The sequence below is a fragment of the Trinickia dinghuensis genome (assembly GCF_003367175.1).
Classification (GTDB): domain Bacteria; phylum Pseudomonadota; class Gammaproteobacteria; order Burkholderiales; family Burkholderiaceae; genus Trinickia; species Trinickia dinghuensis.
On sequence record NZ_QRGA01000004.1, the window covers coordinates 22136 to 42706 of the forward strand.

The following is a 20571-nucleotide window of genomic DNA, read 5'->3' on the forward strand; positions in this document are numbered from 1 at the left end:
CCGTCGTATTACCGCATGACGAACGGATTGGCTGTCTTCACACCCGTATTGATCCACACGCTCTTCGTCTGCAGATACTCACGGATCGCGTCGATGCCGTTCTCGCGCCCGAGCCCGGAATCCTTGTACCCGCCGAAAGGCGACATGTAGCTCACTGCGCGATAGCTGTTGACCCACACCATGCCGGCCTGGATGCGTTCCGCGACGCGCAGCGACCGGCCGATATCCTTGGTCCAGACACCCGAGCCCAGCCCGAAACGAACGTCGTTCGCGATGCGCACCGCGTCGTCTTCATCCTTGAATTTGATGATCGACAGGATCGGACCGAACACTTCTTCCTGTGCGATCCGCATGTCGTTGCGCACGTCGCCGAAGATCGTCGGCTCGACGAACCAACCGTTGCCGCAAGCCGAGACACTGCCGGGGTTGCCGCCGAGCAGCAGCTTCGCGCCTTCTTCCTTCGCGATGTCGATGTACGCGAGCACCTTCTTGTATTGCGGACGGGTCGTCACCGGTCCGACCTGCGTCTCGAGCGATGCGGGATCGCCCATCTTCGCAGTGCGGGCAATTGCCAACAGGCGCTCGACGAACGAGTCGTAGATGCTTTCCTGAACCAGTAGCCGCGAGCCGGCGATGCAGGTCTGCCCCGTTGCTGCGAAGATCCCTGAAACTGCACCATTCACGGCGTCGTCGAGATCCGCATCTTCGAAGACGATATTCGGCGACTTGCCACCGAGCTCGAGACTCACGTGCTTGAACTGTCGTGCCGCGGCTTCGTTGATCGCGCGCCCGGTCGAATCGGCCCCCGTAAAAGTGATCTTCTTGACGAGGGGGTGCTCGACGAGCGGCGCACCGACGTCCGCACCGAATCCGGTGACCACGTTCACCACGCCCGGCGGAAAGCCTGCTTCTTCGAATAGTTTGGCGAACTCGATCGTCGACACCGATGTGAACTCGGACGGCTTGATCACAACCGTGCAGCCGGCCGCGAGTGCCGGCGCGATCTTCCACGTGGCGAGCAGTAGCGGCGAGTTCCACGGCGTGATCGCGGCGACGACACCGAGCGGCTCGTTGCGCGTGAAATTGAAGTAGCCCTTCTTGTCGAGCGGAATCACCGCGCCCTGGATCTTGTCGGCCAAGCCGCCGAAGTAGTAGTACCACTGCGGGATGTACTGGCACTGGCCATACATTTCGGCCATCAGCTTGCCATTGTCACGCACCTCCAGTTCGGCGAGCCGTTTCGCGTCGCGAGCGATAAGGTCGCCGACACGATGCAACAGTTGGCCGCGCTGGCTCGGTGTCATTTGTGCCCACGGGCCAGACGTGAAGGCCGTGTGTGCAGCCTGGACGGCGCGGTCGACGTCGGTGGCGGTACCTTTCGCAACCATTGCCCACGGTTCGCCGGTGTACGGATTTTCAGTCTCGAACCATTCGTCGGATGACGACGGACAGCTTCGTCCGCCGATGACCATTTCAAAGCGTTCCATCTTTCCTATCTCCATTCGGTTAGGACGCGGCCACCGCACGTCGTTGCGATTCCGCGAGAATTTCCTGTGCCTTGAGAATGACCGGGCGATCGACCATGCGTCCGTCGACTGCGACGGCTGCGCCGTGTGATGCGGAGGCTGTTTCGACAACCTTGCGTGCCCATTCGATCTCTCTTTCCGTCGGCAGGAACGCGGCATTGACTGCCTGGACCTGCTTCGGGTGAATGCAGAGTTTTGCGCCGAAGCCAAGCCGCTTCGAACGAAGCGTGTCGCGCTCGATCTGCGCGGGATCATCCAGTGCGAGGCTCACACCGTCGACGGGCGGCAGCAAGTTGCCGAGGCGGGACGCCAGCACGATGTGCGATCGGAAGTACAGCAACTGCTCGTCGTCACCGTCGATCGACAGATCGAGCTGGAAGTCGATGTTGCCGAACACGAGGCGAGTCGTCAGTCGGTGCTGCGCGATAGCGACCACATTGCGGAAACCCTGCGCCGTTTCGATCATCGGCAGGACTTCAGCCGGCTTGCCGGCGAACTCACAGAGGAAGATGTCGTCGATGCGTTCGGTCTTCGGCAGCATGACCGTTTTGACGGACGGTGCGCGGCACAGCGCGATATCCTCGCGGAACCATTCGCTGTTGGCGTCGTTGATGCGCACGGCGACCGGTGTGTCGTTGGTTGCTAGCCACTCGGCAAGCGCGGCGCGTGCGACCTTCTTTTCCGCAGGTGGCACCGCATCTTCGAGGTCGATCACTACGACGTCGACGCCCGAGGCCGTGGCCTTCGCGAAGCGATCCGGTCGATTACCGGGAACAAACAGATAGGAACGGGGTGCGAGTTCAGACATGTCGATTCTCCGGGTTTCGTGAGGCGAGCAGTGATGGAACGACCTTGGCCTCGGCGATGGCCCAGATCTTCCCGATCGATTCGGTGACTTCGGCTTCCGTTGCCGCGTCGGCGTACAGCGCGAGCGTGCGAACCTTGTGTTCCAGTTCAGCACGCGACAACGTGTTGCCGGGGTCGCCCTTCGGATCGTCGACGCGACCCTCAAGGGTGCGGCCGTCCTTCGTCGTTACGGTGACTTTGCCGACCCAGCGTGCCGGATAGGCGGAGTCGACTTCCGGATCGAGTTCCATTCGAACCTTGTCACGGAAGCGCGCGATGTCGGGCGATGCGTAATGTGCGTCGAACTCGCGCACGCCGGCGTGCCCATAGGCCGATACGAGGCCGAGCACCGTGCCCATCGAGAACTTCGCCTGATGGATCGTCTGCGGATTCACGACCGGCCCGAGGACGTCTATTGCAGCCTGATGAACATGCGTGACCACGCGTTCGATGTCGTCCGGCTTCAGCGCATTGCGCTCGATGATTTGCAGCAACGCGTCGGCGGCGGGATGGGTGTGTCGGCACGAAGCGTGATACTTGAACGAGGTTTCGGCCAGTGCCCAACGTGTGCCGAGCCGATCAACCAGTTTGTCCGGGTGCGTCTGGTCCGACATCCCCGCTCCCATTCCCTTCTCGCCTTCGAGAATGTCTACCGCGCCGGTGAAACCCTCTGCCGCGAGATAGGCTGCGAAAAGGCCGCTTGCTGCGGCCTTTGCCGTATGCAACTGTTTCGAATCTGCCGCATCCTTGAGGAATTGCCACAGACCCGCCGCTTGCGTACCGGCCGAGCCGAACGCGTGCAGCATTTGTTCGCCGTCGAGGTTCAGCAAGCGGCCGACTGCCGCAGCGGCAGCAAGCGTGCCGACGGTACCGGTGGTGTGAAACGTCTTGTAGTGGGAGCGGCCAAGGAATTCGCCGACTCGCACGCCGACTTCATAGCCCGCGACGCATGCGGTCAAGAACTCTTTTCCGCTGCGCCCAAGTGATTGCGCGACGGCCAATGTGGCGGGAAAGACGACCGTGGCCGGATGCAATACCGAACTGTTGTGAAGATCGTCCTGCTCGGCAAAATGCGAGGCGGCGGCATTGACCAGCGCAGCGAAGAACGAGCTTGTCGTGCGCCGCGAAGTCAGCACCTCGCACGGGCCGAATGAGGGGCCGAACTCGAACGCGAGCTTGTGGATGGTCTCCACCGGGCGGGCGCCTCGGCCCGCGAGTGCCGAGCCGTACCAGTCGAGGAAAAGGTCTTCCGTGCGACGAATCACGTCGACGGGAATTTGGTCGAAGCGAAGTTGTGCCGCGAAGTTCGCGAGCGTTTGGGTGTGGGTCATGTTCGAGTCGCTTGCCGTTGCCGGTTAGATCACGTGCGTGTCGCGCCATCTGCGAACGTCTGCATCGGTGAAACCGAGTTCGTGGAGAAGTGCTTCGGTGTGTTGCCCCAGGGCGGGGACCGCATCCATGCGAACGTCTTCAGCATGATCGACGCCGGGCGGAAGGAGGGCCGGAATGCGGCCAGCAGGAGAATCAATTTCGACCCACCGGTTGCGCGCTCGCAACTGCGGATGCGCCCAGACGTCGGCCATCTCGTTCATGTGTGCATTGGCGATCTGTGCAGTGTCGAGTCGATCAACGACATTCGCTGCGGTGAGCTTCGAGAATGCATCGACGATGATCACGCACAGCGCATCCCGTGACGCCACGCGCTTCGCATTCGAATTGAAGCGAGGATCTTCCGCCAGTTGCGGTACGTGAAGGACGTGCTCGCAGAATGCGGCCCATTCACGCTCGTTCTGCAGGCCGAGCATCACCGACTTGCCGTCTCCCGCCAGGAAGGGGCCGTACGGATAGATCGTGGCGTGTGCCGCACCTGCCCGAGAGGGCGGCGATGCACCGTCGAATGCGTAGTACATCGGATAGTTCATCCATTCGACCATGCTTTCGAGCATCGAGACGTCGATCTGCTTGCCGAGCCCGGTCTTGGATCGCTCGAGCAGCGCTGCCAGGATATTCGTGTACGCGTACATGCCGGCGGCGATGTCGGCTATCGAACAGCCCGCTTTTGCTGGCGAGTCGGGGCCACCCGTCACGGAAAGAAAACCGGATTCACTCTGGATCAGCAGGTCATAGGCCTTTTTGTCGCGATACGGACCGTCCGGCCCATAGCCGGAGATGTTGCAGACGATCAGCCCGGGATTAGACGCATGCAACGCGTCGTAGGACAGGCCGAGGCGTGCCGCTGCACCGGGCGCGAGGTTCTGCACGAGTACGTCGGCGTCTGCAAGCAGTTTTCCGAGTACCGCCTTGGCGTCCGGTGCCTTCACGTCGAGTGTCAGGCTTTCCTTCGAACGGTTGCACCAGACAAAGTGCGATGCTTCGCCGTTGACGCGTTCGTCATAGGCTCGTGCGAAATCGCCCACTCCAGGACGTTCGACCTTGATGACGCGAGCGCCAAGATCGGCGAGCTGCCGTGTACAGAAAGGCGCCGCGATCGCGTGCTCGAGCGTGACGACTTTGATGTCGATCAGTGGTTTCATGGCGGGCTCTTAGAAGGATCGCGGCAGACCGAGCAGATGCTCGCCGACGTACGACAGGATCAGGTTCGTCGAGATCGGTGCAACCTGATACAGGCGGGTCTCGCGGAACTTGCGCTCGACGTCGTACTCGTTCGCGAAGCCGAACCCGCCGTGGAATTGCAGACACGCGTTCGCTGCTTCCCACGATGCGTCGGCCGCAAGCAGCTTGGCCATGTTCGCTTGCGCGCCGGCCGGCTGCTTCGCATCGAACAGCTCGCATGCCTTATAGCGCATCAGGCTCGCGGCCTCGACGTTCACGTAGGCTCGCGCGATCGGGAACTGTACGCCCTGGTTCTGACCAATTGGCCGGCCGAACACGACACGTTCCTTCACGTACTTCGAGACCTTGTCGAGGAACCAGTACCCGTCACCGATGCATTCGGCCGCGATCAGCGTACGTTCGGCATTCAGCCCGTCAAGGATGTACTTGAAGCCCTTGCCTTCTTCGCCAATCAGGTTTTCGGCGGGAATCTCGAGGTTGTCGAAGAACAATTCGTTTGTCTCGTGGTTCACCATGTTCGGTATCGGGCGCACCGTCATGCCGTTGCCGATCGCTTCGCGAAGGTCGACGAGGAAAATCGACATGCCTTCGGATTTCTTCGTTACTTGGTCGATCGGTGTCGTACGAGCAAGCAGAATCATCAGATCTGAATGCTGGACGCGCGAGATCCATACCTTCTGTCCGTTGACGACGTAGCGATCGCCCTTGCGAATGGCCGTCGTCTTCAGCTTCGTCGTGTCGGTGCCCGTCGTGGGTTCGGTCACGCCCATCGATTGCAACCGGAGCTTGCCGCTGGCGATCTGCGGCAGATACTTCGACTTCTGTTCGGCGGAGCCGTGGCGCAGCAGCGTTCCCATGTTGTACATCTGACCGTGGCAGGCCCCCGAGTTGCCGCCGCTGCGATTGATTTCCTCCATAATCACCGATGCCTCGGTCAGGCCCAGACCGGATCCACCGTATTCCTGCGGAATCAGGGCGGCAAGCCAACCTGCATCGGTCAGTGCCTGGACGAAGGCCTCCGGGTATGCGCGTTCCTCGTCGATTTTGCGGAAATACTCCGACGGGAAGTTCGAACACAGGTCGCGAATTGCCTCGCGAATCTCTTGGTGAGGTGCGGCGATATCCAACACGTTTATCTCCTCTTAGTTTCCTGTGGCGGGACGGGCTTCGGTCAGCGTCACGCGCCCATCGACGCATAGCCGACCAAGGGCGTTTTCAGCCCAGATGCGGATCTCGGGTGATGTCGGGTCGTGGGCCGCGCACACGTAGAACGGTTCGTTATCAAATAGCGGGCCGATTGCCTTGAATGAAAATCCGGCGATTTGTGCGCGCGGCAGGTTGCGGCGTACTAGCTCGATGAGCAGCGTGGCGGTCAGCGGACCATGGACGACCAGCGCGGGATACCCTTCCTGCTCGATAGCGTACGGACGGTCGTAGTGGATCCTGTGGCCGTTGTAGGTCACGGCCGAATAGCGGAACAGCAGCACGGGATCGGGCACGATCAGGCGCCGCCACGTGCCGTCGTTTGGTGCCTCCAATCCGCTATCCGGTGAGCCAGGTACCCTAGGTGCGTCTCGGTAGACGATGTCCTGCTCTTCAGACAGCAACGTGCCGTCGAGATCTTCGAGCTGATGCCGAACACGAACGAACACCAACTGTCCGCTGCGACCATCTTTCACGCCGACATCGACGATCTGTGAGGTTCGAGTGACGTCGTGGCCGATTCGAACCGGACGTTCGAATTGCACCCGGCTACCGGCCCACATGCGGCGCGGCAACGGTACGGGTGGTAGGAACCCGCCGCGTGTAGGGTGTCCGTCGACGCCGACGTGCGACTGACGAGCAATGGCGGGAAAGAGCGCCCAGTGCCAGAGCGGCGGAAGCGCATCGCCCGGTTCAAGCGTTGCTTCGTGGTCGAGCAACGCGGCGAGCTGCGAGGCGAGTCGAGGCGAGACCGTTTCGCGATCGGTCTGCGTGCGCCCGATCCAGTTACGAAGGTTGTCGAATTCTGCGGACATATCGTCAGTTTTCCAAAATGCGTCGTTGCTGCAAGAGTGACGCACCGGACTGCCGACGACAATTTGTGCTTCGGAAACGGGGCTTTAAGTGGTGTTTAAGGTGCCACAGCGACCTGAACGGCATTGTGAATGTGGTCGTCGTCCTGGGCTTTGCCGGTGAGCTGGTCGACCAGTTCGCGCGTGAAGGATGGCAACAGATCGAGGCTGCGTATGCAGATCAGCAAGTTGCGGGTTGCCCAGTCGTCCTCGATAGATACGAGCTTGACGTTCATGAGCCGCGCATACCGTGCCGCCGAAGAGAATGGCAGCACACCGATCCCTACGTTCGCCTCGACCATTCGGCACAGTGCTTCGAAGTTGCCTACTTCGATCCGCACCTGAAGTGTCTTGTGAAGATCGTTGACGACTCGATTGAGGAAGGTGTGGATCGCGCTCGCTTCTGGGAGCCCGATGAAGTCGAAGCCCGTGGTCTCGGCGAAGGGGATCGATTGGTGGTCGGCCAGCGGATGCGACGGATGGACGGCGAGGATCAGTTTGTCCCTGCGATAGGGCAGCGTCATCAGCGATTCGGTCCTGACCTCTCCCGCCACGATGCCGACGTCCGCCCACCCTTCGCTGATCGCGCGGACGATATCGTGGCTCAGTCTTTCCTTCAAACCGATGTTGACGTCCGGGTGGGTTGCAAGAAAGTCCCGCAGGTCGTTAGGCAGGAACTCCGTTGTCGCGGTGGTATTGGCGAACAATCGGATGTGCCCCTTGATGCCGCGCGCGTACTCCTGCATGTCGCCTCGCAAGTTTTCGAGTTGTGACAGTACGAGCCGCGCGTGATGCAGGAACGCCTGCCCGGGAGGGGTAAGTGTCACACCCTGACTCGTCCGGAACAGCAGCTTGGAGCCCATGCTCTCTTCGAGATTCTTGATGCGAGTGCTCGCGGCGGGTACCGACATGCACGAGCGCTCAGCGCCGCGTGTCAGGCTGTTCGTTTCCGCGATGGCGCTCATCAGGCGGAGATCGACCAGATCGAAATGCATTCCCATGATTTGCCTCTTAGCTTTGGCGTGCCGATGAGCGAATCATAGCAACAGGAAAAAATCCGCAAAAGTAAGGAATCTATCTACGGGCTTATATTTCCGTGCTAACCATATAAATTGGTGGATATAGAGGTCGAATTGTGTGATGTCAGAGATTTTACTATGCGAAATTCCGCAAAATAATCTCGACGCAAATCAAGACGGCTCGTTTTCGTCGATCGACAATCCGCTCAACGTCGGGGGAGCGCAATGAGGTCCTCCGTCGATCCGACTGCCCTCTACAGGAGATAGCGATGTTGATTGCACCGTACGCGAACGAGCCGTTCGACCTCTTTGACACCGACGCCGCAGTCGCAGAAATGCGTGGTGCGCTCGACAAGGTGCGTACCCGCTTTGGCGAGACGTATCCTCTGATCATTAATGGCGAACGCGTCATGACGGACGACAAGCTCGTCTCGACGAACCCGTCGAACCCGGCAGAAATCGTCGGTTACTCGGCGACGGCAACGCAGCAGCACGCCGATGCGGCACTCGATGCGGCATGGAAGGCGTTCGAATCGTGGAAACGCTGGACGCAAGAAGATCGCTCGCGCGTGATGCTGAAGGCGGCAGCGATCATGCGTCGCCGCAAGCGCGAGCTCGAAGCATGGCTCGTCTACGAGATCGGCAAGAACTATGTCGAGGCAAGCGCTGAAGTCGCAGAGATGATCGACTTCACGGAGTACTACGCACGACAGGCGCTGACTCACGTCGGTGGACTGGGTTCGCTGATCCACTATTCGGGCGAGGAGAACGAGAGCTTCTACATTCCGCTCGGCGCCGGCGTGACGATTTCTCCGTGGAACTTCCCGATGGCGCTGATGACGGGGATGACCGTTGGGGCGATCGTCGTCGGCAACACGGTCGTGTGCAAGCCGGCGGAGGACACGGTCGTGTCGCTGTCGAAGGTCTTCGACATCTTCGAGGAAGCTGGCCTGCCGCCGGGCGTCGTTAACTATCTGCCTGGCAATGGTCGCGATGTGGGCTCGTATCTCGTCGCACATCCGCGTACCCGGTTCGTCAACTTTACGGGCTCTCTTGCGACCGGTGCGGCAATTAACGAGTCCGCCGCGAAGCTCGCACCTGGCCAGAAGTGGTTCAAGCGCGTATTCCTCGAACTCGGGGGCAAGGACGGCATCCTGGTCGACGAGACCGCCAACTTGGACGATGCTGCAACCGGTGTCATTCAGGCCGCGTTCGGCTATTCGGGTCAAAAGTGCTCCGCGTGCTCGCGCTTGATCGTCGTGGACTCGGTCTACGATGCGCTGATCGAACGCGTGATCGAGCGCACGAAGAAGCTCGTGGTTGACGAAGCGAAGAACAACCCGAATCTCGGCCCGGTGTGCAACGAGATGCAATACAAGAAAGTTCAGTCGTACATCGATATCGGGCGCGGCGAAGGCAAACTGCTGACGGGCGGCAAAGGGGTGGACGCACCCGGCTATCTCATCGAACCGACGATCATCGGCGACGTGTCGCCGACCGCACGCATTTCGCAGGAAGAAGTGTTCGGTCCGTTCGTTGCGGCCATCCGCGTGAAGGACTTCGCAGAAGGGCTGAAGGTTGCGAACAACACGGTTTACGGTCTGACCGGCGCGTTGTTCTCGAACGACCGCGAGCGCATCGAGATCGCTCGCCGCGAGTTCCATGTCGGCAACCTGTACTTCAACCGCAAATGCACAGGCGCGCTCGTTGGGATCCAGCCGTTCGGCGGTTTCAATCTCACTGGTACCGACACGAAGACCGGTGGTCCGGACTACCTGCTTCAGTTCATGCAGATCAAGGCTGTGGCTGAGCGTCTGTAAGTTTGATGTCCCGGTCCGGCGTACGTCCATGCGCCGGGCCGGTTTTTTTCCGGACCTGACAACCTAAATGAACATCATTGCGGACAGAATCGGGCGGATCGCGCCCGCGGAGACGATGGCGATGGCCGCGCGGGCAGCGGAGCTGCGCCGGGCCGGGCGGAACGTGATATCGCTGTCGCAGGGCGAGCCGGATTTTCCGACTCCCGAGAACATCCAGGAGGCAGCCATTCGGGCAATGCGCAGCGGCAAGACGCGCTACACCGAAGCGGCGGGCATCCCGGAGTTGCGCGAGGCAATTGCGGCAAAGCTCGCGAACGACAATGGCCTAATCTATCCGGTCGCTGGTATCAGCGTGTCGTCGGGGGCTAAACAGGCGATCTTCGCGGCGTTCTTTGCGTCGCTGAACGTTGGTGACGAAGTGATTGTGCCGACACCCTGTTGGGTGTCCTACCCCGAGATCGTGAAGATGTCGGGCGGTACGCCGGTTTGTGTCCCATGCCCGGAAACTGCAGGCTTTAAGCTCACGGCGGCACAACTCGAAGCCGCCATTACACCGCGCACCAAGTGGTTGATGCTGAATTCGCCGTCCAATCCGACAGGTGCCGTGTATTCGCGTGACGAACTGGTGTCTCTCGCCGAAGTGCTGCGTCGGCACCCGCATGTCTGGGTGCTGTCGGACGACATCTACGAGAAGCTGATTTATATCGACACCCCGTTCAACAACATCCTGAACGTCGCCCCTGATCTTTACGAGCGCACGCTTCTCATCAACGGTGTGTCGAAGGTGTATGCGATGACGGGGTGGCGTATCGGCTACGCAGCGGGACCTACGCAGCTCATCAAAGCGATGAATCTCGTGCAGGGGCAGATCGTCACGAGCGCTACGTCCATCGCGCAGTACGCATCTGTTGAGGCGCTCACCGGTAGTCAGGTGTTTGTCGAGACTTCGCTACGCGCATTCAACCAGCGGCGCAAGCAGGTCGTCGAAGCGTTGCGTCGCATTCCCGGGCTGCAATGCCGCGAGCCGGAGGGGGCGTTCTATGCGTTCGTTGGCTGCCAGGAATTGATCGGGCGGCGTACATTGTCCGGGGAGCGCATCGAAAGCGACCAGGATTTCGTCCGATACCTGCTGGACAATGCCAATGTTGCAGTCGTCTCCGGGACAGGGTTCCTGCTTTCTCCGTATTTCAGGCTGTCATATGCCGCATCCGTCGAGCAGCTGGAAGAAGCGCTCCAGCGTATCGAGGCGGCATGCGCGAAGCTGCTGGCTTGAATTCGATCTGACGCATCGAACCACGACGCATCACCAAGAGGCATGTCATGAGCGAAAGAATCGTCATTACCGGTGGCGGCGGTATCGGGTGTTCCATCGCCTACTTCCTGACCCAGCAGGGTCGCACGGATCGTGAGATCTGGGTTATCGAACGTGATCCGACATACAGGATTGCATCGTCAGCGCTGTCGGCCAGCTCGATCCGTCAACAGTTCTCGACACCGTCCTGCATCCAGCTGTCGCGATTCGGTTACGAATTCATGCGTTCGATTGAACGCGACAAGGAGCGGTTCGGCGCAGGCGTCGATCTGACCGACTGCGGCTATCTGTTCGTTGGTACGTCCGAGCAGGCGCCCTTGCTGCGCAAGCGAACTGCGCTGGCGCGGTCGATGGGCGTCGCCATTGCCGAGCGATCGCCGGAGGAACTGATTGCACGCTATCCGTGGTTGAACGTCAGCGATCTCGCGTATGCAGCAGAGGGCTTGTCCGGAGAAGGCTGGTTCGACGGATACAGTCTGATGCAGTGGTATCGCAATCGGGCACGTGAGGCTGGCGTCCAGTTCGTAACAGGCGACGCGGCGGCATACCGGACGGCCGGCAATCGCATCACGCATGTCGAATTGACCGATGGTCGTATGATTGCCGGGGATCAATTCGTCAATGCGGGCGGTGCGTGGTCATCGAAGCTCGCGAGCACGGTCGGAATCGACCTACCTATTCGACCGCGCCGACGTTGCGCATTTGTTGTGTCCTGTCCGACCGCAATACCGGACCTCCCGATTTTGATCGACACCTCGGGCATCTATCTGAGGCGGGAGCAAAATCACTTCCTGTGCATTGTGTCGCCGTCGGCCGAGAATGATCTCGACGACTTGCCGCTAGACGTCAACTTCGCGGAGTTCGACGACATAATCTGGCCGACACTCGCGGAACGGATCCCGGCTTTCGAAGCGCTACGTGTCGAACATGCGTGGGCTGGCTACTACGAATACAACGTGCTCGATCACAACGGCCTCGTTGGTCAAAGTGGCCCGGAGAATTCGTTCGTTGCCGCGGGATTCAGTGGTCACGGAATGATGCATAGCCCCGGCGTCGGCCGTGGCATAGCGGAACTTCTGTCGTTCGATGAGTACCAGACGATCGACCTGACTCCGCTGTCGGCCGATCGAATCGTTACCGGAAATCTGGTAGTCGAGGAGGCTGTTTATTGAGCGTGGCCGGATCACGCTCGAGGCGCGCGCGCCGGTCGCCGTTGTGGTGTCCGGCGCGTTCTCTTTGGGGCCGTGATCTTGTTGCCGTCAAGCCGGGTGAAGGCCACGTCCGCGGGCGTCGCGATACTGCCGCGGGGTCAGGTGCGTGGCAAGTTTGAACTGACGCGTAAACGCGCTATGGTCCGCGTAACCGCAACTGGCTGCGATGTCGGTAATGCTGTGATCAGTGGTTTCGAGCAGCTTGCATGCGTGATCGATTCGCATCTTCATCAGTAGCTGCTTCGGCGTCAGGTGGAACACTTCGCGGGTCAGGCGCTCGAGTGTGTCGACCGAGATCGAGGCATGATCGGCCGCCTCCGTGATGAGGATGTTCTGACTCAAGTGCTGTTCCAGATAGGCAAGAAAGTCGAAGAGTCGACGGTATCCGTGATGCCGTTCATCGGGTCGCGGCAGGTCGCGGGAGACGCCGATCATGCCGATGCCGCTTTCATTCTCGTCGATGATTGGAAACTTCGAACTGAGGCACCAGTATTTGTGACCGATGCCAGTCGAGTACAGACGAAGTCGATCAACGATCGGCGACTTGTTTTCGATGACGGACAAGTCTTGTGCGACGGTGCTCGCGCCGGTTACGGGAAAGAGTTGATCTGCTGTCTTGCCGATGACGTCATCACGTGCAAGGCCGCTTCGATCGATCAGCGTCTGGTTGACTGACAGATAGCGCGCACGGGCATCCTTGACGTAATAGAGAACGTCGGGGAGGCAGTCGAAGACTCGCTCCAGCAACTCCGGATGGCGATCCAACTGTCTGATTAGCGCGACGAGCATGTCTTTGTCGGTTTGGGACGGCATGCGGACTCTGGACAAAAAGGGAACCAGATGCCGATTGTACCGGGAGGATAGGTGACGTCCAGGAATGGAAAAAGGGTCCCGCGGTGGGCGGAACCCTTCATGCATGGTGATCTGCCCGCGTAAGCCCTTATTGGCTTGCGTGTGCGGCGGACCCGAGCAGTGCTTCGCGGAAGCGGCTGCGCAGATAAGGGCCGTCGCGCGGCGGCAGACACGTCGGGGCTGGGTCGGTGCTGACCTTGACGGTTGCGAGTACCGGACCGTCGCCATTGAGAATGGCGTCGACGAAGTCGTCGAGTTGAGCTTCCGTCGTGATCGTGCGCGCGTTCTCGATGCAGGCCGCCCGTGCGACAGCGGTGACATCGACGCCTCGTCCAGCATGTGCGGGCTGCATTCCGGTTTCGGCATAGTGTCCGTTGTCGATCACGACGATCGACAGGTTGGACGGACGATCGACGCCGACGGTAGCCAGCGAGCCGAGGCCCATCATCATTTCGCCATCGCCGACGAACACCACGGCACGCTTTGACGGCTGTGCACGTGCGATGCCGAGCCCGAAAGTCACGGCGCCACCCATTGCACCCCAGAGATAGAAGTTTTGCGGCGTATCGCCGGCGGCGGCAACATCGAAGGTCGGGTTGCCGAGGCTGGTGACGGCCAGTACGCGGTCCGCGCGATCGCGGAGGATGCGTTGAACGGCCGTTCGGCGGTTCAGGGGAGTGGTCTGTTGCGTCATGTCGATGCTCACTTTTTGAAGTTCTTCGTGCCGATCACACGCTGGCCGATCAGTACGGCCACCATACGCGACGTATTGAATGCGAAATTCAGCGCCGCCTGGACGGTCGGGGCAACTTCGTCGGCATCGTCCGCGCGATACACATAGACACCGGAGGATTCCAGGGTTTCCTGGGTCGATTTACCCATCGCGACCTGCCACGGGTTGAACTCGCCCCACTCACCGCGCATCGTGACGAGCATCAGAATCGGCATTCGGCACTCGTGCTGTAGCGACAGCATGTTGATGCAGTTGCCGACGCCGCTCGATTGCAGCAGTAGTACGCCGCGTTGTCCGCCGACCCAGGCGCCGCCCATCATGGCAACGCCTTCTTCTTCGGTGGTTAGGGATACGGCGTGAATGTCGGAATCGCTTTCGCAAAGCTCGATGAGGCGCTTGTGGCCGGCGTCGGGTACGTACGCGACCTGGCGTACGTCGGAGGACTTGAAATGCTCAAAGATGGTATCGGGCCAGTTAGCTGACATGATGGGCTGGACGGTTGACGTCGAGAGTAGATAAAGGGATATCGCGTGACCGGCATGTGCCGATATGTACGGCGTTTGCGGATGAGACAAGCGTGCCGTAGCAATACCCCAAACTCAATTTGCGATTGCGTAATGGACGTTTAACCTCCAGTTAACGTTGGGGAACTCGCCGTCTGGCAAGCTTCGGACGTACGTTGGATCGACGAATTCGAAGGGTTTGAAGGCCCTGTTTCAGAATCTTGAATTCCAGCAGGATTGTTCGATATGCAAACTGCCGACCAGAACCTTTCGAGGACATGTGATGAAAATTCTGGTGCCAGTGAAAAGAGTGGTCGATTACAACGTGAAGATCCGCGTGAAGTCGGACAACACAGGTGTCGACATCGCGAACGTGAAGATGTCGATGAACCCGTTCGACGAAATCGCGGTGGAGGAGGCCGTGCGCCTGAAGGAAGCAGGGGTCGCGACCGAAGTGATCGCGGTGTCGGTGGGTGTCGCGCAAGTGCAGGAAACGCTGCGTACGGCGCTAGCGATCGGCGCGGATCGCGCGATCCTCGTCGAGTCGAACGACAGCGTCGAGCCGCTGGCCGTCGCGAAGATCCTGAAGGCGCTGGTCGACAAGGACCAGCCGCAGCTGGTGATCCTCGGCAAGCAGGCGATCGACGACGATTCGAACCAGACGGGCCAGATGCTGGCTGCGCTGGCCGGCCTGCCGCAAGCGACGTTCGCGTCGAAGGTCACGATCGCCGATGGCAAGGCCACGGTTGTACGTGAAGTCGACGGTGGCGCGGAAACGCTGTCGCTTCAACTGCCCGCAGTCGTGACCACGGACCTGCGCTTGAACGAGCCGCGCTACGTGACGCTGCCGAACATCATGAAGGCGAAGAAAAAGCCGCTGGAAACGGTGAAGCCGGAAGACCTGGGCGTGGACGTCGCACCGCGTCTGAAGACGCTGAGGGTGGTCGAGCCGCCGAAGCGCGTGGCTGGCATGAAGGTGCCGGACGTGAAGACGCTGGTCGAGAAGCTGAAGACCGAAGCCAAGGTGCTGTAAGCGGGAGCAGAAGGAAATGACGACTCTGGTGATTGCAGAACACGACAACGCGTCGATCAAGGCCGCAACGCTGAACACGGTGGCAGCGGCGGCGAGGATCGGCGGTGACATTCACGTGCTGGTGGCAGGCCACAACGCGCAAGCGGCGGCAGATGCAGCAGCGAAGATCGCAGGTGTTTCGAAAGTGTTGCTGGCCGATTCGCCGAAACTCGAAGCGGGCCTGGCGGAAAACGTCGAAGCGACTGTGCTGAACATTGCGAAGGACTACTCGCACATCCTCGCGCCGGCGACGGCCTATGGCAAGAACATAGCACCGCGCATCGCTGCGAAGCTGGACGTCGCGCAGATCTCGGATATCACGGCGATTGATTCGGCCGACACGTTTGAGCGCCCGATCTACGCGGGCAACGCGATCGTGACGGTGCAGTCGAGCGACCCGATCAAGGTCATCACGGTGCGCGCAACGGGTTTCGATCCGGTTGCAACGGAAGGCGGTAGCGCTTCGGTCGACAAGATCGAAGCAGCGGTAGACGCTGGCAAGTCGCAGTTCGTGAGCCGTGAAGTGACGAATCTGGACCGTCCGGAACTGACGTCGGCCAGCATCATCGTATCGGGCGGCCGCGGTCTGGGCAGCGGCGAGAATTACACGAAGGTGCTGGAGCCGCTGGCCGACAAGCTGTCGGCAGCCCTCGGCGCATCGCGCGCGGCAGTGGATGCAGGCTACGTGCCGAACGACTACCAGGTCGGCCAGACCGGCAAGATCGTTGCACCGCAGCTGTATATCGCGGTTGGCATCTCGGGTGCGATCCAGCATCTGGCCGGCATGAAGGATTCGAAGGTAATCGTGGCGATCAACAAGGATCCGGAGGCGCCGATCTTCAGCGTGGCCGATTACGGCCTCGTTGGCGATCTATTCTCGGAGATCCCTGAACTGGTGGCACAACTGGCGTAGCGTTTTTTTGCGAGGCCTTCTTGCTGGTGATGCTCGGATCCGGGGAGAGGAATATGGGCGCGATGGAACGAGTTCGCCTCGATGCAGCGGCGGCGGCCAATGCTGAAGATGCGTCAATCTGGCGTTGGTTTTCTGCGCTCCTCGAGGAACGCAGAATTCGATGGCGTTTCATGTTTGACAGCTGGGTCGTGAATGTCGATCGCGCCCACGTTGCAAGCGAGAAGAACTTCGATGACGCTATACGTGCGGCAAAAGTGGCCGCTGAGCAGCTGGGGCTCGGTGCAGCGGATGCACCGTTGTCCGGAGGGAGATGGCACGGACTAACCGAAACGGAGGCACGTCGGCAGCACGCGACGAGAAGCCGTAGAGGTGAAATTGAAAGGCAGAAACCCGCTCAACGCGCGGGCTTCTGAGTAGACGGGACAGGGCGCATATGCGTCGCTCCATCGGAGCGTTCAGAAGGAGTCGTCGCTTTATCAGCACGTCCTGCACATCCCCTGTAATCCCGGGCGGACAGCGCGATGGATCGACCAGACGTACTGTTGATCGCGGTCCTCGGCTATAACTAAAACCCTCAAGAACAATGCCTCTACGAGGCATTTCTAATTTCTTGCATCGTCGATCATGAAACGCTCCCCGATTAAATCACTGCTGATCGCCAATCGCTCGGAAATCTCGATCCGTGTGATGCGTGCCGCCGCCGAACTGAATATGCGTACGGTGGCGGTGTATTCGACGGAGGACCGTCTCGCGCTGCATCGTTTCCAGGCAGACGAGAGCTATCTGATTGGCGAAAGCAAGAAGCCGCTCGCCGCGTATCTCGACATCGACGACATCCTGCGCGTCGCGCGGCAGGCGAAGGTCGACGCGATCCATCCCGGCTACGGCTTCCTGTCCGAGAACCCCAATTTCGCGCAGGCGGTGATCGACGCCGGCATTCGCTGGATCGGCCCGTCGCCGGATGTGATGCGCACGCTCGGCAACAAGGTGGCCGCGCGCAATGCGGCGATCGCCGCCGGCGTGCCCGTGATGCCCGCGACCGCACCGCTGCCGGACGATGTCGACGCGTGCCGGGTACTGGCAGCGGAAGTCGGCTATCCGCTGATGCTGAAGGCGAGCTGGGGCGGCGGTGGACGCGGGATGCGCGTGCTCGAGAGCGAGCGCGACCTCGAGGCGTCGTTGGCCGCAGCTCGGCGCGAGGCACTGGCCGCGTTCGGCAACGACGAGGTGTATGTCGAGAAACTTGTGCGCAATGCGCGCCACGTCGAGGTGCAGGTGCTCGGCGACCTGCACGGCACCGTCGTGCATTTGTACGAGCGCGATTGCACGGTGCAGCGGCGCAACCAGAAGGTCGTTGAACGCGCGCCGGCGCCGTACCTCGATCACGACGGCCGGCGGGCGCTGTGCGAATCGGCGCTGCGCCTGATGCGCGCAGTCGGCTATACGCACGCGGGCACTGTCGAATTTCTGATGGACGCCGACACTGGCCAGTTCTACTTCATCGAGGTGAACCCGCGCATCCAGGTCGAGCACACGGTGACCGAGATGATCACCGGGATCGACATCGTGAAGGCACAGATTCGCATCACCGAAGGCGGACGGATCGGCCTGGCCGAGGACGCGGCGGACGGCGAAGGTGCGCTCGTCGCGCGTGCGGCCGGCGTACCGGAGCAGCAGGAGATTCCACTGAACGGCCACGCGCTGCAATGCCGGATCACGACCGAGGATCCGGAGAACGACTTCCTGCCCGACTATGGGCGGCTCACGGCCTATCGCAGCGCGGCCGGCTTCGGCGTGCGTCTCGACGCCGGCACCGCCTATGGCGGCGCGGTGATCACGCCGTACTACGACTCGCTGCTGGTCAAGGTGACGACCTGGGCGCCGACGGCCGCCGAATCGATTCACCGGATGGATCGCGCGCTGCGCGAGTTCCGGATTCGCGGTGTCACGTCGAACCTGCAGTTCCTTGAGAACGTGATCAATCACCCGGCGTTCATCGCAGGCGACGTGACGACGCGCTTCATCGACAAGACGCCGGAGCTACTCGCATTCGCGAAGCGCGGCGACCGCGCGACGAAGCTGCTGCGCTATCTAGGTGAGCTGAACGTGAACGGCAATACGGAGATGAGCGGCCGTACGCTGCCGGCGCTGCCACTGTCAAAGCCGGTGCTGCCGAAGATCGATACGATGGTGGCGATTCCGGCCGGCACGCGTGATCGCCTGCGTGAGCTCGGCCCTGAGAAATTCGCGAGCTGGATGCTCGACCAGAAGCAGGTGCTGTTGACCGACACGACGATGCGCGATGCGCACCAGTCGCTGTTTGCGACGCGCATGCGCACGGCCGACATGCTGCCGGTCGCGCCGTTCTATGCGCGCGAACTGTCGCAGCTGTTCTCGCTCGAATGCTGGGGTGGTGCCACGTTTGACGTCGCGTTGCGCTTCCTGAAGGAAGACCCGTGGGAGCGGCTCGCGCTGCTGCGCGAACGCGTGCCGAACATCCTGTTCCAGATGCTGCTGCGCGGCTCGAACGCAGTCGGCTATGCGAACTACGCGGACAATGTCGTGCGCTTCTTCGTGCAGCAGGCCGCGAATGCGGGCGTCGACGTGTTCCGCGTGTTCGACTCGCTGAACTGGGTGCGCAACATGCGCGTGGCGATCGACGCGGTCGGCGAGAGCGGGATGCTGTGCGAAGGCGCGATCTGCTACACCGGCGATTTGTTCGACACGTCGCGTTCGAAGTACGACCTCAAGTATTACGTCGGCATCGCCCGCGAGCTGCAGCAGGCCGGTGTGCACGTGCTCGGCATCAAGGACATGGCCGGCATCTGCCGTCCGCAGGCCGTCGCGACGCTCGTTAAGGCGCTCAAGGAGGAAACCGGACTGCCCGTGCATTTCCACACGCACGATACGAGCGGCATCGCCGCGGCGTCGGTGCTGGCGGCGGTCGGTGCGGGCTGCGACGCGGTGGACGGTGCGCTCGATGCGATGAGCGGGCTCACTTCGCAGCCGAATCTGTCGAGCATCGCGGCCGCACTGGCCGGCGGCGAACGCGATCCGGGGCTGGATCAGGACCGCCTGCACGAAGCGTCGATGTACTGGGAGGGCGTGCGCCGTTATTACGCGCCGTTCGAATCGGAGATCCGCGCGGGCACGGCCGACGTCTACCGTCACGAGATGCCCGGCGGCCAGTACACGAACTTGCGCGAGCAGGCGCGCTCGCTCGGTATCGATCATCGCTGGACCGAGGTGTCGCGCGCGTATGCAGACGTGAACCGCTTGTTCGGCGACATCGTGAAGGTCACGCCGACGTCGAAGGTGGTCGGCGACATGGCGCTGATGATGGTCGCGAACGACCTCGGCTTGGACGACGTTCGCACTCCGGACAAGGACGTCGCGTTCCCCGAGTCGGTCGTGTCGCTGTTCAAAGGCGAGCTCGGCTTCCCGCCCGATGGCTTCCCGGCGGACCTGTCGCGCAAGGTGCTCAAGAGCGAGCCGCCGGCGCCGTATCGTCCCGGCGACCGGATTCCGCCGGTCGATCTCGACGCGGTACGCAAGCAGGCCGAGGCCGCCTGCGAGCAGCCGCTCGACGACCGGCAACTCGCGTCCTACCTGATGTATCCGAAGCAGACGGTCGACTATTACGCGCATGTTCGCGCGTACAGCGACACGTCGGTCGTGCCGACGCCGGCGTTCCTGTACGGGCTGCAGCCGCAGGAGGAGGTGGCGATCGAAATCGAGTCGGGCAAGACGCTGCTCGTGTCGCTGCAGGGGCAGCATGCCGATGCGCAGGACGGCATCGTGAAGGTATTGTTCGAGCTGAACGGCCAGTCGCGTTCCGCGCTGGTCGAGCAGAAGACGGTCGGGCAGGCGGGCAAGGAGCGCCATGGCCCGCAGCGCGCCGATCCAGCTAATCCGCTGCATATCGCTGCTCCGATGCCGGGCTCGGTGGTCACGTTGGCCGTCCAGCCGGGTCAGCGCGTGACGGCCGGCACGACGCTCATTGCGCTCGAGGCGATGAAGATGGAAACCCATATCGCGGCGGAGCGCGATTGCGAAATCGCAGCTGTGCATGTGAAAGTTGGTGAGCGGGTCGCAGCGAAAGATCTGTTGATTGAACTCAGTGAGGTACGCTGATC

Annotated in this window: 17 protein-coding genes; 7 read left to right on the plus strand and 10 right to left on the minus strand. The window is 61.2% G+C overall.

What is annotated here, in order from left to right; genetic code table 11:
- Window positions 1–8 precede the first annotated feature (8 nt).
- The 7 genes from DWV00_RS07200 to DWV00_RS07230 form a co-directional block, all read right to left on the minus strand.
- The gene (locus tag DWV00_RS07200; RefSeq protein WP_115532897.1) at window positions 9–1487 is read right to left on the minus strand and encodes an aldehyde dehydrogenase; all 1479 of its coding nucleotides are present in this window, start codon (window positions 1485–1487) and stop codon (window positions 9–11) included.
- 19 nt (window positions 1488–1506) lie between these two features.
- Window positions 1507–2334, minus strand: a complete 828-nt coding sequence (locus tag DWV00_RS07205; protein ID WP_115532898.1) for an HpcH/HpaI aldolase/citrate lyase family protein — start codon at window positions 2332–2334, stop codon at window positions 1507–1509.
- Complete coding sequence (locus DWV00_RS07210) at window positions 2327–3703, minus strand: MmgE/PrpD family protein (RefSeq protein ID WP_115532899.1); 1377 nt, start codon at window positions 3701–3703, stop codon at window positions 2327–2329. The genes DWV00_RS07205 and DWV00_RS07210 overlap by 8 nt, the downstream gene beginning before the upstream one ends.
- Window positions 3704–3727: 24 nt before the next feature.
- Window positions 3728–4906: a CaiB/BaiF CoA transferase family protein gene (locus DWV00_RS07215; protein ID WP_115532900.1), complete on the minus strand. Its 1179-nt coding sequence runs from the start codon at window positions 4904–4906 to the stop codon at window positions 3728–3730.
- Window positions 4907–4915: 9 nt separating this feature from the next.
- Window positions 4916–6076 (minus strand): acyl-CoA dehydrogenase family protein, encoded by a 1161-nt coding sequence (locus tag DWV00_RS07220; protein ID WP_425452727.1) that lies wholly within the window; start codon window positions 6074–6076, stop codon window positions 4916–4918.
- Window positions 6077–6088: 12 nt separating this feature from the next.
- A complete protein-coding gene (locus tag DWV00_RS07225; RefSeq protein ID WP_245964765.1) occupies window positions 6089–6868 on the minus strand; it encodes an HTD2 family dehydratase in 780 nt (259 codons plus the stop codon).
- A 191-nt stretch (window positions 6869–7059) separates the two neighbouring features.
- Window positions 7060–8001 (minus strand): LysR substrate-binding domain-containing protein, encoded by a 942-nt coding sequence (locus tag DWV00_RS07230; protein ID WP_115532903.1) that lies wholly within the window; start codon window positions 7999–8001, stop codon window positions 7060–7062.
- A 287-nt stretch (window positions 8002–8288) separates the two neighbouring features.
- Here DWV00_RS07230 and pruA point away from each other — a divergent pair, with 287 nt between their 5' ends.
- From pruA to DWV00_RS07245, 3 genes are all read left to right on the plus strand, one after another.
- Window positions 8289–9839, plus strand: coding sequence for an L-glutamate gamma-semialdehyde dehydrogenase (gene pruA / locus DWV00_RS07235; protein WP_115532904.1), 1551 nt, complete (start codon window positions 8289–8291; stop codon window positions 9837–9839).
- A 67-nt stretch (window positions 9840–9906) separates the two neighbouring features.
- Window positions 9907–11112 (plus strand): pyridoxal phosphate-dependent aminotransferase, encoded by a 1206-nt coding sequence (locus DWV00_RS07240; RefSeq protein WP_115532905.1) that lies wholly within the window; start codon window positions 9907–9909, stop codon window positions 11110–11112.
- Window positions 11113–11159: 47 nt separating this feature from the next.
- Window positions 11160–12323, plus strand: coding sequence for an NAD(P)/FAD-dependent oxidoreductase (locus DWV00_RS07245; protein WP_115532906.1), 1164 nt, complete (start codon window positions 11160–11162; stop codon window positions 12321–12323).
- 87 nt (window positions 12324–12410) lie between these two features.
- Here DWV00_RS07245 and DWV00_RS07250 read toward each other — a convergent pair whose 3' ends face one another.
- The 3 genes from DWV00_RS07250 to DWV00_RS07260 form a co-directional block, all read right to left on the minus strand.
- Complete coding sequence (locus tag DWV00_RS07250; RefSeq protein ID WP_115532907.1) at window positions 12411–13175, minus strand: helix-turn-helix domain-containing protein; 765 nt, start codon at window positions 13173–13175, stop codon at window positions 12411–12413.
- A 127-nt stretch (window positions 13176–13302) separates the two neighbouring features.
- Window positions 13303–13908 carry a thiamine pyrophosphate-dependent enzyme gene (locus DWV00_RS07255; RefSeq protein WP_115533053.1) on the minus strand — a complete coding sequence of 202 codons (606 nt, stop codon included), beginning with the start codon at window positions 13906–13908 and terminating at the stop codon, window positions 13303–13305.
- Between the two features lie 8 nt (window positions 13909–13916).
- Window positions 13917–14432: a thiamine pyrophosphate-binding protein gene (locus DWV00_RS07260; protein ID WP_115532908.1), complete on the minus strand. Its 516-nt coding sequence runs from the start codon at window positions 14430–14432 to the stop codon at window positions 13917–13919.
- Window positions 14433–14733: 301 nt separating this feature from the next.
- Here DWV00_RS07260 and DWV00_RS07265 point away from each other — a divergent pair, with 301 nt between their 5' ends.
- The 4 genes from DWV00_RS07265 (at window position 14734) to DWV00_RS07280 (ending at window position 20569) form a co-directional block, all read left to right on the plus strand.
- Window positions 14734–15483 (plus strand): electron transfer flavoprotein subunit beta/FixA family protein, encoded by a 750-nt coding sequence (locus DWV00_RS07265; protein WP_115532909.1) that lies wholly within the window; start codon window positions 14734–14736, stop codon window positions 15481–15483.
- A gap of 16 nt (window positions 15484–15499) precedes the next feature.
- The gene (locus DWV00_RS07270; protein WP_115532910.1) at window positions 15500–16435 is read left to right on the plus strand and encodes an electron transfer flavoprotein subunit alpha/FixB family protein; all 936 of its coding nucleotides are present in this window, start codon (window positions 15500–15502) and stop codon (window positions 16433–16435) included.
- 20 nt (window positions 16436–16455) lie between these two features.
- Complete coding sequence (locus tag DWV00_RS34485; protein ID WP_245964766.1) at window positions 16456–16848, plus strand: hypothetical protein; 393 nt, start codon at window positions 16456–16458, stop codon at window positions 16846–16848.
- Between the two features lie 211 nt (window positions 16849–17059).
- Window positions 17060–20569 (plus strand): pyruvate carboxylase, encoded by a 3510-nt coding sequence (locus DWV00_RS07280; protein WP_115532911.1) that lies wholly within the window; start codon window positions 17060–17062, stop codon window positions 20567–20569.
- Window positions 20570–20571: the final 2 nt, after the last annotated feature.

Bases quoted from the DNA above. Each gene is read 5' to 3' on its own strand.
- DWV00_RS07270 (WP_115532910.1), top strand. From the start codon at position 15,500: ATGACGACTCTGGTGATTGCAGAACACGACAACGCGTCGATCAAGGCC.
- DWV00_RS07200 (WP_115532897.1), bottom strand. From the start codon at position 1,487: ATGGAACGCTTTGAAATGGTCATCGGCGGACGAAGCTGTCCGTCGTCA.
- DWV00_RS07250 (WP_115532907.1), bottom strand. From the start codon at position 13,175: ATGCCGTCCCAAACCGACAAAGACATGCTCGTCGCGCTAATCAGACAG.
- DWV00_RS07245 (WP_115532906.1), top strand. From the start codon at position 11,160: ATGAGCGAAAGAATCGTCATTACCGGTGGCGGCGGTATCGGGTGTTCC.
- DWV00_RS07265 (WP_115532909.1), top strand. From the start codon at position 14,734: ATGAAAATTCTGGTGCCAGTGAAAAGAGTGGTCGATTACAACGTGAAG.
- DWV00_RS07210 (WP_115532899.1), bottom strand. From the start codon at position 3,703: ATGACCCACACCCAAACGCTCGCGAACTTCGCGGCACAACTTCGCTTC.
- DWV00_RS07260 (WP_115532908.1), bottom strand. From the start codon at position 14,432: ATGTCAGCTAACTGGCCCGATACCATCTTTGAGCATTTCAAGTCCTCC.
- DWV00_RS07205 (WP_115532898.1), bottom strand. From the start codon at position 2,334: ATGTCTGAACTCGCACCCCGTTCCTATCTGTTTGTTCCCGGTAATCGA.
- DWV00_RS07255 (WP_115533053.1), bottom strand. From the start codon at position 13,908: ATGACGCAACAGACCACTCCCCTGAACCGCCGAACGGCCGTTCAACGC.
- pruA (WP_115532904.1), top strand. From the start codon at position 8,289: ATGTTGATTGCACCGTACGCGAACGAGCCGTTCGACCTCTTTGACACC.
- DWV00_RS07230 (WP_115532903.1), bottom strand. From the start codon at position 8,001: ATGGGAATGCATTTCGATCTGGTCGATCTCCGCCTGATGAGCGCCATC.
- DWV00_RS07215 (WP_115532900.1), bottom strand. From the start codon at position 4,906: ATGAAACCACTGATCGACATCAAAGTCGTCACGCTCGAGCACGCGATC.
- DWV00_RS07240 (WP_115532905.1), top strand. From the start codon at position 9,907: ATGAACATCATTGCGGACAGAATCGGGCGGATCGCGCCCGCGGAGACG.
- DWV00_RS07280 (WP_115532911.1), top strand. From the start codon at position 17,060: ATGAAACGCTCCCCGATTAAATCACTGCTGATCGCCAATCGCTCGGAA.